The organism is Pseudomonas sp. Pseusp16 (assembly GCF_047324915.1).
In the GTDB taxonomy this organism is placed as follows: domain Bacteria; phylum Pseudomonadota; class Gammaproteobacteria; order Pseudomonadales; family Pseudomonadaceae; genus Aquipseudomonas; species Aquipseudomonas fluorescens_CD.
Genome location: NZ_CP168522.1, coordinates 85,012 through 101,127, shown reverse-complemented (window position 1 = coordinate 101,127; position 16,116 = coordinate 85,012). Strand labels below are relative to the sequence as shown.

At 62.5% G+C, this 16,116-nt stretch carries 4 protein-coding genes; 1 reads left to right on the top strand and 3 read right to left on the bottom strand.

The features are described from left to right. Nucleotides 1-90: 90 nt before the first annotated feature. Nucleotides 91-13,089: a non-ribosomal peptide synthetase gene (locus tag ACEN8Q_RS00400; RefSeq protein WP_413704293.1), complete on the bottom strand. Its 12,999-nt coding sequence runs from the start codon at nucleotides 13,087-13,089 to the stop codon at nucleotides 91-93. A 381-nt stretch (nucleotides 13,090-13,470) separates the two neighbouring features. On the opposite strand from ACEN8Q_RS00400, the gene ACEN8Q_RS00395 reads away from it, so the two are divergent. Further along, nucleotides 13,471-14,019, top strand: a complete 549-nt coding sequence (locus tag ACEN8Q_RS00395) for an RNA polymerase factor sigma-70 (protein ID WP_116264816.1) — start codon at nucleotides 13,471-13,473, stop codon at nucleotides 14,017-14,019. A gap of 123 nt (nucleotides 14,020-14,142) precedes the next feature. On the opposite strand, the gene ACEN8Q_RS00390 is transcribed toward ACEN8Q_RS00395, so the two are convergent. Together ACEN8Q_RS00390 and ACEN8Q_RS00385 are read right to left on the bottom strand one after the other, a co-directional pair. Then, the gene (locus ACEN8Q_RS00390; RefSeq protein ID WP_413704292.1) at nucleotides 14,143-15,156 is read right to left on the bottom strand and encodes a GNAT family N-acetyltransferase; all 1,014 of its coding nucleotides are present in this window, start codon (nucleotides 15,154-15,156) and stop codon (nucleotides 14,143-14,145) included. A gap of 75 nt (nucleotides 15,157-15,231) precedes the next feature. Next, entirely contained in the window at nucleotides 15,232-16,050 is an 819-nt protein-coding gene (locus ACEN8Q_RS00385) for a substrate-binding periplasmic protein (protein WP_413423743.1), read from the bottom strand. Between the last annotated feature and the right edge of the window lie 66 nt (nucleotides 16,051-16,116).

Genomic DNA, 16,116 nt, shown 5'->3' with positions numbered 1-16,116 from the left:
GGATTTTTGTCGCTCACAAAATCTGTAGCCACTGCAAATCCTTGTGGGAGCTGGCCTGCCCGCGAGAAGGCCTCTATAGACGCTAGAGAATCAAAGCCCCTCCAACTCGGCCATCAAGTCATTCAAGCGATCCACTTTCTCCTCGGTGATCTCACTCGCCGCCAGCCCGGCTATATGCCCGGCCAGTTCCTCCACCGTGCTGCACTCGAACATCGCCCGCAGCGGCACGTCCCGTTGCAGGGTTTTCTGCACCCGCGAAGCGATTTGCGTGGCCAGCAATGAGTGTCCGCCGAGCTCGAAGAAGTTGTCGTGAATACCCACTCGCTCGACCTTCAACACCTCTGCCCAAATATCCGCCAGGGTCTGCTCAAGTTCATTGCGCGGCGCCTGATAGGCCTGGCTTTGCATCTGGCCGATTTCCAGCGCCGGCAACGCCTTGCGATCCAGTTTGCCGTTGGCGTTGAGCGGCAGTTTGTCCAGCCACAACCAATGCAGCGGCACCATGTATTCCGGTAGCTCGGCACGCAGGCGTTGCTTGATGTGCTCCAGGCATTTGGCAGGATCGAGCGCTGAATCGACAGCCACCAGGTAGCCCACCAGATGCTTGCCGTTCGCCCCTTCCTGCACACCCACCGCCGCATCGCGGACTTCCGGTTGCTCATGCAGGCGAGCCTCGATTTCACCCAACTCGATGCGGTAACCGCGAATCTTCACCTGATGGTCGATGCGACCGACGTATTCCAGAACACCGTCGCTGCGACGGCGTGCCAGGTCGCCAGTTCGATACAAACGCTCGCCAGGGGCACCGAACGGGTTCGGCACAAACACCGGTGCGGTGCGCAGCGGATCGCTGACATAACCGCGGCCGACCCCGGTGCCCGCCACGCACAATTCACCCACCGCGCCCAGCGGCACCAGTTCCAGCGCTCCATCGAGCAGGTACAGACGGTTGTTGTCGGTCGGCGTGCCGATCGGCAGGTAGCTGCCGCGAGTCGAAGCCATGTCAACGCGGAAGAACGCCACGTCGTCCGAGCACTCAGCCGGACCGTAGGCATTCACCAGACCGATCTGCGGATAGCGCAACAGCCATTGATGCGCCAGTTCCGGTGGCATCGCCTCACCGGTTGGCAGCATCCAGCGCAAGCCGTCGAGGCTCATGCGCTCCTGGGCGAGCATGCCATGGATCAGCGACGGCACGCTCTCCAGCACAGTAATGCCCTGGCTCTGCACATGGGCCAACAAGCCTTGCGGATCGTGGGCAATGGCGTTCGGCACAATGTCCACCCGTGCGCCGAACAACGGCGCGGCGAGGAACTGCCACACGGAAATGTCGAAGCTTTGCGACGCCGTCTGGGCGATCACATCGGCGTCGCTCAGGTTCAGGTACGGCACCTTGCTCAACTGATTGTTGAGCATGCCGCGCTGTTCGACCATCACGCCCTTCGGCAAACCGGTGGAGCCAGAGGTATAGATCACATAGGCCAGATTGTCCGGGGCGCTGTACAGGCCAGGGTTATCCGCCGACAGCGCAAGGGCCTGAACTTCCTCCCAGACCAGCAGCCGTGGCCGATTGGCGCAGGCGAACTCGTCGAGCAGGGTCTGCGCCTGTTCACGGCACGCTTGCGTGCACACCAGCAAAGGCGTGCGACTCAATTCGATGATCCGGCTCAGACGCTGGCTCGGCAGCCCCGGGTCCAGCGGCAAGTAACCCGCACCGGCCTTGAAGCTGCCGATGATCATGCCCAGCAAATCGAGGTTGCGTTCGGCCAGCAACGCCACCGGTTGATCGCACCCGACACCTGCGGCGATCAACGCATGACCCAGACGGTTACTGCGCTGGTTCAGTTCGAGGTAGCTGTACTGCCGGTCAATACAGCTGGCGGCAATGCGCTGCGGGTGCCGGGCGACCTGGCTTTCGAACAATGAAACGTAGCTCTGCTCCAGCGGGTACTCGTGTTCGCTCTGGTTGCAGCCATGGATGAGGAAGTCCTGCTCCTCGGCCCCCAGCAACGGCAAGTCGGCCATGTCGCCATGGAACCCGTCCATCAATGCCAGCAGCAAACGCTTGAACTCACCGAGCATGCGTTCGACCGTGGTCTCATCGAAATAGCGCTGGTCGTAGGACAGATGCAAGCCCAGGTCATCACCCGGATAGCACACCGCCGTCAGCGGGAAGTTGGTGTGCGTGCGACCCGAATCCGAGGTCGCGTTGAGGCTCTGCGCGCGGTCCAGCACCGAGACTTCCACCGGGGCGTTTTCGAACACGAACAGGCTGTCGAACAGAGGCTGGCCTTTGGGCAGTTCGCTCTGTTCCTGGATGTTCACCAGCGGCAGGTATTCGTATTCACGCAGTTGCATGTTGTTGTCGAGCAGACCGCTAAGCCACTGGCGCACGCTGCAACGCTGGCCGTCCTCGGGCATTTTTACCCGCAGCGCGATGCTGTTGATGAACAGGCCGACGGTGCGCTGCATCTGCGGCATGTCCACCGGACGCCCGGCCACAGTGACACCGAACAGCACGTCGCGATCACCGCTCAAGCGCCGCAGCACCAGCGCCCACGCCGCCTGGGCGAAGGTGTTGATGGTCAACTGATGGGCCTGGGCCAGTTCACGCAATTGCACGCCGTCACGGGCATCGAGCCTTGTGTAGCGGTCGCCGACGATCATGCCGCCGCTGTCGCCGGCATGTTCGCGCAGGAACGGCCGGTCGCTCGGGATCGGTGTGGTGCGTTCGAAACCCTGCAGGCTGGTTTTCCACCACTGCCGCGCTTCGGCGAGGTTCTGATGCTGCAGCCAGCCGATGTAGTCGCGATAACGCGACACAAGCCCAAGCTGCGCTTCCCGGTCTTCGCCGAGGGCGCTGTAGATCTCGAAGAAGTCATTCATCAGCAGCGAACGGCACCAGGCATCGATGAGGATGTGGTGGTTGCTCATCATGAACCAGTAGCGCGGCGCGCCGACCCGGATCAGGCGCAAGTGGAACGGTGCCTGGTTGAGCAGGTCGAACCCGGCCTCGCGTTCGGTCTTGAGCAAGGTTTGCAGCTTCGGCTCTTGCTCCGCTTGCGCGATGTCACTCCAGTCGAGGTATTCGATCGGCGTGCTGCCCGGTTTGTGAATCACTTGCAGCATATTTTTGCCGACGTTCCAGCAGAATGAGGCACGCAACGCTTCGTGGCGGGCGATCACCGCTTGCCAGGCCTGGGCAAAACGCTGCGGATCGAGTTCGCTGTTGATGCGGTAGCGGTCCTGCATGTAGTACAGGCCGGTGCCCGGCTCCAGCAAGGTGTGCAAGAGCATGCCTTCCTGCATGGGGGTCAACGGGTAGACGTCTTCAATTTCGGCGGCCGGGACCGGCAGCGCATCCAGTTGCGTCTGATTGAGCTGCGCCAGCGGGAAGTCCGACGGCGTCAGGCCACCCGCGTCGTCGCGCAGGCAATGCTCGATCAGGCTGCTCAACTCACCAAGGTAGGCATCGGCCAGCTCGCCGATGGTTGACGGATCGAATCGTTCGGCGCTGAAGGTCCAGCGCAGTACCAACTCACCGCCATACACCTGACCGTCGACGCTCAGCTCGTTGGGCAGCGGGGCATTGGCATCGTGGGCCGCACCGATGGCTTCATCCAGTGGACGGAACAGCGCATCGGCACCGAAGCTCTGGTCGAACTGGCCGAGGTAGTTGAAGGTGATCGGCGCCTGCGGCAACGCCGTCATGCGGTGGCGGCTCTGCTCATCGGCGAGGTAACGCAGCACGCCATAACCCAGGCCCTTGTGCGGCACGGCGCGCAATTGCTCCTTGATCGCCTTGATCGACGCGCCCTGACCGGCGGCTTCTTCGATGTTCGACGGCGTCAGGCGCAGCGGATAGGCGCTGGTGAACCAGCCTACGGTACGGGTCAGGTCGATCTCGTCGAACAGCGCTTCGCGGCCGTGGCCTTCCAGTTGAATCAGCGCCGATGACTGACCGCTCCAGCGGCACAGCACGCGAGCCAAAGCGGTCAACAGCAAGTCGTTGACCTGGGTGCGATAGGCGCTCGGCGCCTGTTGCAGCAACTGCCGCGTGTGCTCGCTGTCGAGGCGCACGCTGACGGTTTGCGCATGACGGTTCTGCCGTCCGCCATTGGGGTGATCGCAGGGCAGATCTGCACCTGGCCCGGCCAGATGCGCCTGCCACCAAGCCAGTTCTTCGCGTAGGGATTCGCTACCCGCGTAGGCCTGCAAGCGTGCGGCCCAGTCCTTGAAGGCGCTGGTTTTCGCCGGCAGTTTCACCGACTGCCGGGCGTCCAGTTGGCGATACACGGTCTGCAAGTCATCCAGCAGCACCCGCCACGACACACCGTCCACCACCAAATGGTGAATGGCGATAAACAAGCGTTGCTGGCCTTCAGGGCCATCGACCAGCAACACGCGCAGCAACGGCCCCTCTTCAAGGTCGAGGCTGCGTTGGGCATCGGCGAACAAGGCGGCGCATTTGTCCATGGACGCAACGCGCACCTGCCACAGCACCGGCGCATCGGAAATCGGCTGGTGTGTGGCCTGCCATTGGCCGGTAACCTTGCTGAAACGCAGGCGCAGGGCGTCGTGCTGTTCGATCACCGCCAGCAGTGCTTGCTCAAGACGATGAGGTTCCAGGGCGACAGTCGGCTGCAGCAACAACGCCTGGTTCCAGTGGTGGCGCTGCGGGATGTCGGTGTCGAAGAACCAGTGCTGGATCGGCGTCAGTCGCGACTCGCCCATGATCAAGCCCTGCTCGGCGCTGACCTGCTCGCTGCAGGTGGCCACGGCGGCGAGAGTCTGCACGGTCTGGTGCTGGAACAGGTCGCGAGGGCTGAAGTGGATGCCCTGCTGGCGCGCCCGGCTGACCACCTGGATCGACAGAATCGAGTCACCGCCCAACTCGAAGAAGTTGTCGTTGAGGCCAACCTGAGCGACGTTCAGCACTTCGCACCAGATCTGCGCCAGCGTGACTTCAAGCTCGTTGACGGGCGCCACGTAATGTTGGCGACCCGACTCCGGGTCCGGCGCCGGGAGCGCACGGCGGTCGAGTTTGCCGTTGGCGGTCAACGGCATGCTCGCCAGCAGGATCAGGTGCGTGGGCACCATGTAATCCGGCAGGTGCGACTTCAAGTGTGCCTTGAGCGCTTCGCGCAATGCGGCGTGTTGCGCTTCGCTCTGTTCGGCGACGTCAGTGGCGAGGTAACCCACCAGTTGCTTGCCGCCCGGTGCATCCAGGGCCAGCACCACCGCTTCACGAATCGACTCGTGCTCCAGCAAACGGGTTTCGATTTCACCCAATTCTATGCGGAATCCGCGAATCTTCACCTGATGGTCGATCCGGCCAAGGTATTCCACCAGGCCATCAGCGCGCTGACGCACCAGATCGCCGGTGCGGTAGATGCGCCCGCCGCCGGCGACAAACGGATCAGCCACGAAGCGCTCCGCGGTCATGCCCGGACGCTGGTGATAACCCTGGGCCAGGCCAGCGCCACCAACGTACAACTCGCCGGTCGCGCCTTGCGGCACCAACGCCAGATCGGCGTCGAGAATGTAGGCCACGCGGTCGCCGATCACACTGCCGATCGGCACGCTGCCGACGCCCTCTTCCAACACTTCAGGCGCCAGGCTGGCCAGCGGCATGACCACGGTTTCGGTCGGACCGTAGGCGTTGAAGAACAGACTCGGCTTGAACGCTGCGCGAATGCGCGCCAGGTGCTCACCGGTCAGCGCTTCGCCTCCAGTGATGATCATGCGCACCGGCAAAGTCTGGTCCTGGGTCGCCAGCCATTGCGCCAACTGACTGCCGTAGCTCGGCGTGAAACCGAGGACGTTGATGTGATGACGACGGATCAGGCCACAGATTTCTTCCGCGTCCCACTGCCCTTGAGCGCGCAACACGACTTGCGCGCCACTGAGCAGCGGCACCAGCAATCGCTCGGTCGCGGCGTCGAAGTTGATCGAATAAAAGTGCAGTTCGCAGTCATCGGGGCGCATGCCGAAATGCTCGATCACGGCGCGACAGTGCATGGCGATTTCGCCGTGGGACACCACCACGCCTTTCGGTTTACCGGTCGAGCCCGAGGTGTAGATCAGGTAGGCCTGATGCTGCGGCAGGCTGATCAGCGGCAGCCCGGTGGCCGGGTAGTTGGACAGTGCCACGGCGTCCTCTTCAAGACACCAGCGGCCAACGGTCGCTGGCAGCTCGCCCAGGGCCTTGAACATCGCCGCATCGCTGAGCAGCAAACCGAGGCCGCTGTCTTCGATCATGTAATGCAAGCGGTCCAGCGGGTATTCCGGGTCCAGCGGCACATAGGCGCCGCCGGCCTTGAGGATCGCCAGCAAGCCGACAACCATCTCCAGCGAGCGCTCCAGTGCCAGCCCCACACGCACCTGCGGTCCGACGCCACGCTCGAGCAGCATCCAGGCCAGGCGATTGGAGCGGCTGTCGAGCTCGGCGTAGCTCAGGGTCTGCCCGGCGAAAGTCAGGGCCGGAGCGTCCTGGCGCATCGAGGCTTGCTCGGCGAACAGGTGATGGATGCACTGATCCAGCCGATGTTCGCCCGCCTCGACACCGAGGCTGTCGAGCAGACGTTGTTGTTCATCGCCCGCCAGCAGCGGCAGCTCGCTCAAGCGTTGTTGCGGATCGGCAATCAGCGCCTCCAGCAGATTGCGCCAATGCCCGGCCATGCGGGCGATGCGCGGTTCGTCGAACAGATCGGTGCTGTAGGTCAGGCAGCAACCGAGGCGATGGTCGAGGTCGGTGACTTCCAGGTTGAGGTCGAACTTGGTCGCGCGGGCATCGTTGGCCAGGTACTCGACCGTCATGCCGGCCAGGGTGCGGCTTTGCTGGAACTCCCAGCGCTGCACGTTGCACATCACCTGGAACAACGGGTTGTAGGCCGCGCTACGTGGCGGTTGCAAGGCTTCCACCAGATGATCGAAAGGCAAGTCCTGATGGGACTGGCCCTCGATCACCGTATGGCGCACCTGCTCGAACAGTTCGCCGACAGACATCTGCCCGTCGAGCTGGCAACGCAGCACCTGGGTGTTGAGGAATGCGCCGATCAGCCCTTCGCTTTCCGGACGAATGCGGTTGGCGACTGGCGCGCCGATGCGCAGATCGCTCTGACCGCTGTAGCGGTACAGCAGCGTAGCCAGGGTGGCAGTCATGGTCATGAACAACGTCAGGCCATGTTGTGCATTGAAGGCACGGACCCGTGCCGCGAGGTCGTCGCTCAAATCGAAACGGTACAACTCACCCTGATGGCTTTGCACCGGCGGACGCGGGCGGTCGGCCGGCAACTCCAGCAGCGGATGTTCGCGGCCCAGTTGCGTGGTCCAGTAATCGAGCTGGCGCTGGCGCTCGCCGGACTCCAGCCACTGACGCTGCCACACGCTGTAGTCCAGGTACTGCACCGGCAACGGCGCGAGCGGCGACTCGCGGTCGTCGACAAAGGCTTCGTAGAGTGCGCTGAGTTCCCGGGCAAAGATGTCCATCGCCCAGCCTTCGGTGACGATGTGGTGCAAGGTCAGTACGAAGTAGTGTTCTTGTTCGGCGGTCTTGACCAGACAGGCGCGCAACAGCGGTCCGGTTTCCAGATCGAACGGCTGGTGCGCTTCATCGTCGGCCAGTTGCTGGACCTGCCACTCGCGACCGTCGGCATCCAGCGCGGTGAAATCCTTCCACGCCATGCGCACGCCGGCTTCCGTGTGCACGAGTTGACGGGCGACACCGTCGATGCTCGGGAACGTGGTGCGCAGGGTTTCGTGACGCAGGATCAGGGCTTGCAATGCGGCTTCGAAACGCGCGACATCGAGCACACCGCGCAGTCGTGCCATGCCACCGACGTTGTAGGCCGGGCTGTCCGGCTCCATCTGCCAGAGGAACCACATGCGCTGCTGGGAATAGGACAGCGGTACCGCCTGGCGGCGGTCGACTTTCTCGATGGGTGGCTGTTCGTTGGTGCTGCCGCTGGCCTGGATCAAGCGAACCTGTTCGGCAAATGCACCCAGTTCACTGTGTTCGAACAGCACCCGCAGCGGCAACTCGACGTCGCAGGCCTGACGGGTACGGGAGATGATTTGCGTGGCCAGCAGCGAGTGACCGCCCAAGGCAAAGAAATCATCGTGCAGGCCGACCTGTGCCAAGCCCAGCACCTCGCGCCAGATACCGGCGATTTGTCGTTCCAGTTCAGTCACTGGTTCAACGTGCTCGCGCACCTGCCACTGTGGTTCCGGCAAGGCGCGACGGTCGAGTTTGCCGCTCGGGCCGAGGGGCATTTCCCGCAGGCGCATCAGTTGCGCCGGGACCATGTACTCCGGCAGCTCGGCGGCCAAAGCGCTTTTCAGGTACGCGGTTTGATCGGCTTCGTCCCCGGCACTGTCCGCAGCGGTGTAGTAACCGATCAGCTGTGCACCGGCCACGGTTTCGCGCACCAGCACCACGGCTTGCGCAACGCCGACCTGGGCCAGCAGCCGTGCTTCGATTTCCTGTGGCTCGACCCGGAACCCGCGCAGTTTGACCTGCTGATCGAGACGGCCGAGGTATTCAATCACGCCATCGGCCGTCCAGCGTGCACGGTCGCCGGTGCGGTACAGGCGCGCGCCCGGCTCGCCCAAGGGATCGACCACGAAGCGTTCAGCGGTCAACGCCGGACGACCGAGATAACCACGGGCCAAACCCACGCCGCTGATGCACAGCTCACCCGGCACGCCAGCCGGAACCGGATTGAGATCGTTGTCGAGTACGCGGCAGACGACGTTACCCAGCGGACGGCCAATCGGCGAACGCTCGCCATCAGCGCGGGAGCAGTGCCAATGGGTCACGTTGATTGCGGTTTCGGTGGGGCCGTAGCGGTTGTGCAGTTGCACTGCCGGCAACTGTTCCAGCACGCGATTGCGCAGTTCAGCGGGCAACGCTTCGCCCCCGGAGAACACGCGGCGCAGGCTGGTGCATTCAGCGCTCAACGGTTCCTCGATGAACAGCGAAAGCAACGGCGGCACGAAGTGCAGCGTGGTCACGCCATGCTCTTTAACAAGCTGCGCGATGCGATGCGGATCGCGGTGTTCACCGGGGCCAGCGATCAACAAGCGCGCACCGGTAATCAGTGGCCAGAAGCATTCCCACACCGACACGTCAAAACTGATCGGTGCCTTTTGCATCAGCACATCGGTTTCGTTCAGGCGATAGGTTTGCTGCATCCATTGCAAGCGCTCGGCCAGTGCCGCGTGGGTGTTGCCGACGCCTTTGGGCTGGCCGGTGGAACCGGAGGTGTAAATCACATAGGCGAGGTTGTCGCCATGCAGATGCAGGTCCGGCGCACGGCTAGGCCAGTTCTCCAGATGGAGCGCGTCCATGGCTATTACGCTGACACCCTCGGTGGCTGGCAGACGATCAAGCAATTGGGTCTGGGTCAGCAGCAACTCGACGCCGCTGTCGTTGAGCATGTAGGCCAGGCGTTCGGCCGGGTAATCCGCATCCAGCGGCACATAGGCACCACCCGCCTTGATGATCGCCAGCAGGCCGATCAGCATTTGTGGCGAACGCTCGCAGGCGATGGCCACACAGACGTCCGGACCAACGCCTTTGTCGCGCAGGTAATGAGCCAAACGGTTGGCCCGGGTGTGCAGTTCGGCGAAGTCCAGGCTACCGCCGTCCCACACCAGCGCGGTGCGTTGCGGCGCTCGGTGCGCCTGCTCGTTGAGCCATTCAGGCAGCCATTGGCTGGCGGGTGCGCACACTGCGGTGGCCCAGCCCGATTGCTGACGGTGCTCGGCAGCCGTCAACAGTGGCAGGTCGCCGATGGCGATGTCCGGTTGCTCGCAGACAGCCCGCAACAGATTGCTGAAATGCTCGGCCAGGCACTCGATGGTCGCGGCGTCGAACAACTCGCTGGCGTAGTCGAACGACAAGGTCAGGCGACCGTTGCGGTCTTCTTCGCTGTGCAACTGCAAATCGAACTTGGCTTCTGGGCTATGCCACGGCAGCTCTTCGGCCAACAGCCCCGGCAGGCGGCGCAAGGCACTCAGGTCCCGTTGCTGATGATTGAACATGACCTGGAACAGGCCCTGCTCGCGGGCCTGCGGGAAAGCCTCCAGCAGTTGCTCGAATGGCAGGTCCTGATGGGCCTGGGCGCCCAATGCGGCGCGCCGGGTTTGCGCCAGCAACTCAGCGAATGGCTGGCGTGAGTCCACCTCGGCACGCAGCACTTGGGTATTGATGAAGAAGCCCATCAGCCCTTGGGTTTCCAGGCGCGGGCGGTTGGCATTGGGTACGCCGATACGGATTTCACGCTGGCCGCTGTAGCGGTGCAACAGGCCCTGAAATGCTGCGAGCAGCAGCATGAACGACGTGGACTCATGGGCTTGGGCGGTCTGGCGGATGGCTTCGCTGAGGGGCGCCTCCAGGCGCACCGTGTGGCGCGCAGCACTGCGCAGTTGTTGTGCCGAACGGGGATGGTCGGTGGCCAGGGACAAGGTCGGGTGTTCGTCGCCCAACTGCGTTTTCCAGTAAGCCAGTTGCCGCTCGCCCTCCCCTTGCGCCAGCCATTGACGCTGCCAGCTGCCGTAATCGGCGTACTGCGTCGGCAATGGCGCCAACTGCGTGTGCTGCCCCTGGGAGGCCGCCGCATACAGGCGCGAGAACTCGTCGATCAGTACATTCAGCGACCAGCCGTCCGCAATGATGTGGTGCAGGGTCACCAACAATTGGTGATCTTCGTCGTCGAGGCGTACGAGTGTCACCCACAGCAGCGGACCTTTTTCCAGATCGAACCGGGTACGCGCCTGGGCCTCACGGATTTGCAGCGCCCGGGCTTCACGCTCGGCAGCCGGCAGGTCGCTGATGTCGATCATTTGCAGATTGAACCCGGCGGCCGGGTCGACCTGTTGCAACGCCACGCCATCACGCTCGAAGAATCGCGTGCGCAGGGATTCGTGGCGCTCGATCAACTGCTGGAAACTGGTGCGCAAGGCGTCCTCATCCAGTTCACCGCGCAGGCGCAAGGCACCGGGAATGTTGTAGGCGCTGCTGTGGGGTTCCAGTTGCCAGGTGATCCACAGGCGGTTTTGTGCCAGGGATTGCGGCATCGGTTGCTGGCGCGACAGCGCAGTGATCGCGCCCTGGGCCAGGCCTCCGTCCTGTTGCTGGCGGGCCACCGCTTCGGCGAATGCACCGAGCGTCGGCGCTTCGAACAGCAGGCGCAGGCTCAACTCCAGCCCCAGCTCTTCACGCAGACGCGCCACGACTTGCGTCGCGGCAATGGAGTTGCCGCCAAGCAGGAAGAAATGATCGTCGGCGCCCACCTGCCCGACCTGCAACTGCTCGCACCAGAGGCGACCGATCAGGCTTTGCAGCCCGGAGCCCGACTCGATCGGGCCTGCACTTTCGGTGGTGGCCGACGGGAACACCGCGTAGCTGTCGAGGCTGCTGTCCGCCAGGCGACTGCGGCACGCCGAGCGTTGCAATTTGCCGCTGGATGTCTTGGGCAGCGCGCCCGGATTGAGCAGCACCACCACGCTCGGTGCTTCCTGATACGCCTCGGCGACGGCCTGGCGAATGGCTTTGATCAAGGATTCGGGCGGCAGGATTTTCTGCACGCTGCGGCCGATTTCGGCGGCGATGCCGATGCCTTCCTGACCATCAACCGTGACGGCGAAGGCGGCAACCCGGCCTTTGCGCACCACTTCCACTTCGCGTTCGACAGCCTGCTCGATGTCCTGCGGGTACAGGTTGTGCCCACGCACGATCAGCATGTCCTTCAGGCGGCCGGTGATGAACAGTTCACCGTTGCGCATGAAACCCAGGTCACCGGTTCGCAGCCAAGTCTGGCCGGCGTGCCGGACGAAGGTCCTGGCGGATGCCTCGGGATTGCGCCAGTAACCGAGGGCGATGCTCGGCCCGCTGGCCCAGATTTCACCGACGGCGTTGTCGGCCTGTTCGTTGAGCGAGACAGGCTCGATGATCAGCACGGCGTGACCCGGTTGGCTGACACCACAACTCATGATCGGGCTGCCCTCGCCCGCTTCGACACGGTTTTGTGCCAGAGCCTGATCGTCTACCCGCAGGTTGCCGATGCCTTGGCCGCGCGGTGTGCCGGCTACGAACAATGTGGCTTCGGCCAGACCGTAGGAAGCCATGAAACTGTCTGCGGTGAAGCCGCAGGTCGCGAACTTCCCGGCGAAGCGTTCCAGCGTGTCGAGGCGAATCGGTTCGGAACCGGAGTACGCCACGCGCCAACCACTCAGGTCGAGCCGTTCCAGGGCTGACTCACTGACCCGCTCGCTGCACAAGCGATAGGCAAAATCCGGCCCGCCGCTGATGGTGCCGCCGTATTCGCTGATCGCCTCCAACCAGCGCAACGGCCGGCCGAGGAAGTACGCCGGCGACATCAACACGCAAGGCACGCCACTGAAAATCGGCTGCAGCAGGCCACCGATCAGGCCCATGTCGTGGTACAGCGGCAGCCAGCTGACGATCACGTCGTCGGGGTTCAGATCAATGCCGAAACCGTGGCGAATCAGCAATTCGTTGGCCACCAGATTGCCGTGGCTGACTTGCACGCCTTTGGGCAGCGCGGTAGAGCCGGAGGTGTATTGCAGGAAGGCGATGTGATCGTCCTGCAAGTCCGCCGCGACCCAGCGCTCGGCCAGCGCAGCGTCGAGGGAATCGACACACAGCATCGGCGGCGCCCCGTCGATTTGCTGTAACGCATCGCGCAACCCGGCGCTGGTCAGCAGCAAGCGCGGCTGGGCATCGCTGATGATCGACAACAGGCGTTCCTGATGATGACGCCGTGTCGATTCCGGCGGGTAGGCCGGCACCGCGATCACGCCCGCGTACAGGCAACCGAAGAACGCCGCGACGTAATCAGGGCCACTGGGAAACAGCAGCACGGCGCGGTCACCGAAATCCGCCTGAGCCTGCAACGCGCCGGCAATCGTCCGCGCCCGCTGATCCAGCTCGCGATAACTGAGCACCACAGCCTGATCCGGGGTCTCGGCGAGAAAGCGCAAGGCCACCCGATCCGGCGTCAGAGCCGCGCGGCGCTGAAGGGCTTGGACCATTGTGCTGGGGAGTTCGAACGCGTCGGTCATGAGGTTTCCTGCCTGATTTCGGCTGTAGGAGCGAGCTTGCTCGCGAAAAACCCAAGGACGCCGCTGGGCATCTGGTTTTACGCGTTATCGTTGACGACCATCGCGAGCGAGCTCGCTCCTACAGGGTTATGAGGATTGCGCTGTGTCATTCACCAAGGAGAACGGATGACGTCTTGAAATAATTAGGTGCCGGCTGGACCACCAAGCGCACTGAAGCAGGTCAGCTTGTCGCAGTGCTCACTCTGCACTTTTTAAAGAATTAGTTCTTCTTCTCATTTGACAATCATTATCATTAAGCCTAGTTTGTCGCTCGATGTGTAGGACGGCCCCCCCCCGATTCATTCGCCGCCACACTAACCTTTTGGCAGCAGGGTGATTTCCATGATGGAACCAGTATCCACAAGCAGGTGCGATACACCTCTACTTCAGGCATTCGTCGACAATCGACTGATTCTGGTGAAGATCGCCGCCAGAATTACCGGTTGCCGCTCGCGTGCCGAAGATGTTGTGCAGGACGCATTCTTCCGGCTGCAATCGGCCCCACCCATCACCAGTTCGATCAAGGCTCAGCTCAGCTATCTGTTCCAGATCGTGCGCAACCTGGCGATCGACCATTACCGCAAGCAGGCGCTGGAGCAGAAATATTCCGGTCCTGAAGAGGAAGGACTGAATGTGGTGATCCAGGGAGCGTCACCGGAAACGTCGCACATCAATTTCTCGACGCTGGAGCACATCGCCGATGCGTTGACCGAGTTGCCGAGCCGCACCCGCTACGCCTTCGAGATGTATCGCCTGCACGGCGTACCGCAAAAAGACATCGCCAGGGAACTCGGCGTCTCGCCGACCCTGGTGAACTTCATGATCCGTGATGCGCTGGTGCACTGCCGCAAGGTGTCGGGCAAGCGTGGGGATGCGGCTGCTCGGCATTAAGAGCTGAAATCCGTGTCGCGCCCTTCGCGCTCCCACATTTGACCTGTGTTCGCAGGAACCTGTGGGAGCGGGCTTGCTCGCGAAAGCGGACTCAAGATAAAAGAAGCACTTGAGCCTTGAACATCAGGCCAACCGGCACCGATCAAAAAACCGCTCCCGCCCCAACACCATCAAGGCCGCGCGTTTGTGCGGGAAGTCGAACTCTTTCTCGCAGTGAAAGCATTGGTCCTGCATATACCCGATCATCTTCGCGTTATCGGCACGCGGCTCGGCAACCACGCGTTGCGTGCGCGGATCATCGAGAAACAGGTAATGCACCAGCGCCGATAACCAGCTCGCCACCTTGTGCGGACCGCGATGATTTTCTTCGCCCACCAGCATGTGAATGCCACGGTCGTAATCGTTGGCCTCATAGAACGGTGCGATGCGATCTTCCTTGGCCCAGTAGGCTTCGAAGTAAGCGAACGGCCGATCGTCGAAACACCCGATCAAGGTCAGGGCGTGCGGGTCAGCCTCAAGTTTGCTCAGATATTGGCGATGCTGTTCGAGGCTGCCCTCCTCCTGCCAGAAACTCGCGACGCGCGGGCTGTTCTGCCATCGGTTGAAGCGTGCCAGGTCCTGCTCGATGTCCAGAGTGCGCAGGGAAACCCAGGCCCCCAGCCGCGCATCGAAGCGTCGATACACTTCACCCCGGGGTTTCACCGGTCGTCGAGGATGACGTTTGCCGTCGGTGATGACCATTTGCTGTGGGTAGCTGCCGGTCAGGGAATGCCTCAGCCACGGCTGCGGCAACTGCCAGAACAAGGTGCGCTCGCAGTGATACTGGCCGCTGATGGGGGTCGCAATCAGCAAGCCGCTGGACACGGCTTCGTTCGGCACTTCCTGCAGTTGCCAGATCAGGCGCTGACAGTCGGGGTTGCGAGCGAACAGCCAGTAACAGGCCGCCCACAACGCTTGCCCTTCAGGGCAACTTGAACGCTCTGGCAATTGCACGTGCAACTCGGGGCCACGAATCAACCGCAGGGTGAGCAATGGTTGCCCTTCCAGGCTGAGGCTCAGGTGGCTTTGCGTTTCATCAGCGGCAAGACGACTGCCTGTCGGCAGACACAGGGCAGTCAGGTCATTCAGATTGGACATGGGTCGGGCTCACGATAATCGTCGACAGTTCAACGAGGTGACGTCAGCCACAGCGGGAAATTTAGGAAAAGACCATCAATTGGCGACTTGTGGTGCCGGTTCGTTGTGCGGGACCGGCACAAGCGCAATCTTGTACGGATCGAAAATCTTCAGCATCTGGCCGTTGTCCCGCAAGCCTTGCAGCACCCTGGCGAATGCCTCGCCGCTGATGGGAGCCGTCGGGCGCAGGATGGCGTAATGGTGATAGACCTGATCGATGCGTTGGGACGCCAGCAACTCGCTGGCAACTTTTTCATTGCGCAGGAAGTAGTCGCTCAGGTACGAACGCGTGACCAGGGCAATGTCGGCCCGGCCGCGCAACACCATCAGCAGATTGCTGTCATGGGAATAGGTCAGCGTGGCGTTGTAGTTTTTCTCCAGGTACTTGGGATCGGCATTGAAGTTGGCGAACTCGTAGTGATAGCCGCTGAACAGTGCCAGACGCTTGCCGCCCAGGTCGGCGAAATAGCTCTGCTGCCGATCGGGCAGGCGTTGCGCGACAAAAATCTCGGCGTCCTCCAGCCCCATGTCGACGGCGGTATGGGGAATGTCTTTCCAACCCCAGGCCGGGTTTTCGAAGATGGCCATGTCGACCCGGCCCTGCTTGAAGTCACCGAAGCGCCGGGGAATGGAAGTGGGCACCAGGACAAACTGGTAGTCGCTTTGCGATGCGTTCATCGCCTCGACCAGTTGCGGCAGCAACCCGGTATCGATCCCGGATTCCGGGCGCACGGTGTAGGGAGGAAAGTGCGCGGCACCAATGCGCACCAGTTGTGCAGCCTGGGACGGCACCATCGCTGACGCTGCAAGCATTGCCAGCAAAAGCCGCGAGGCTTTTCGAATTGGCGAACCCATCAAAATAACCCCACTCCCCAATAAAACGGCATCAATGCTATCAAGCTAGGCGGTTTCGTCCAGTTA